The following is a 526-nucleotide window of genomic DNA, read 5'->3' as shown; positions in this document are numbered from 1 at the left end:
GTAACAAGGTAGCCGTATCGGAAGGTGCGGCTGGATCACCTCCTTTCTAAGGATTTATACGAAAAGCGAAGGCGACTGCTCAACCTTGACAGACGTTGGAGCTTCTGACCGGGAAACCGCTCTTTGGTTTCATGGACAGAAGTGAAACGGCCGAAAGGTTAGGAGCCGTAGCTAGACATGAAATGTTGGCGTATGGTTTGTTCAGTTTTGAGAGAACTTCGTTCTCTTTTATGTAAGGTATGGGCCTATAGCTCAGCTGGTTAGAGCGCACGCCTGATAAGCGTGAGGTCGATGGTTCGAGTCCATTTAGGCCCACCATACTTACTCTTAACATATTTGGGGCCTTAGCTCAGCTGGGAGAGCGCCTGCTTTGCACGCAGGAGGTCAGCGGTTCGATCCCGCTAGGCTCCACCAAATGATTGTTCCTTGAAAACTAGATAACAGTAATAGCTGAGGAAAAGTGAAAGCTTTTCTAAAAATAATCAATCGTCTAATTTTAGACATATGGTTAAGTTAGAAAGGGCGC

At 46.8% G+C, this 526-nt stretch carries 2 tRNA genes; both read left to right on the top strand.

From position 1 onward, the window contains the following. The first annotated feature begins 241 nt into the window (after positions 1 to 241). Positions 242 to 318: transfer RNA gene (locus ACFOU2_RS18760), tRNA-Ile, on the top strand. 20 nt (positions 319 to 338) lie between these two features. After that, a tRNA-Ala gene (locus tag ACFOU2_RS18755) sits at positions 339 to 414 on the top strand. Positions 415 to 526: the final 112 nt, after the last annotated feature.

Origin of the sequence: Bacillus songklensis, from assembly GCF_042649685.1 — a bacterium.
GTDB classification, from domain to species: Bacteria; Bacillota; Bacilli; order Bacillales; family Bacillaceae_H; genus Bacillus_BA; species Bacillus_BA songklensis.
This window is presented reverse-complemented; position numbering and strand designations above follow the sequence as displayed.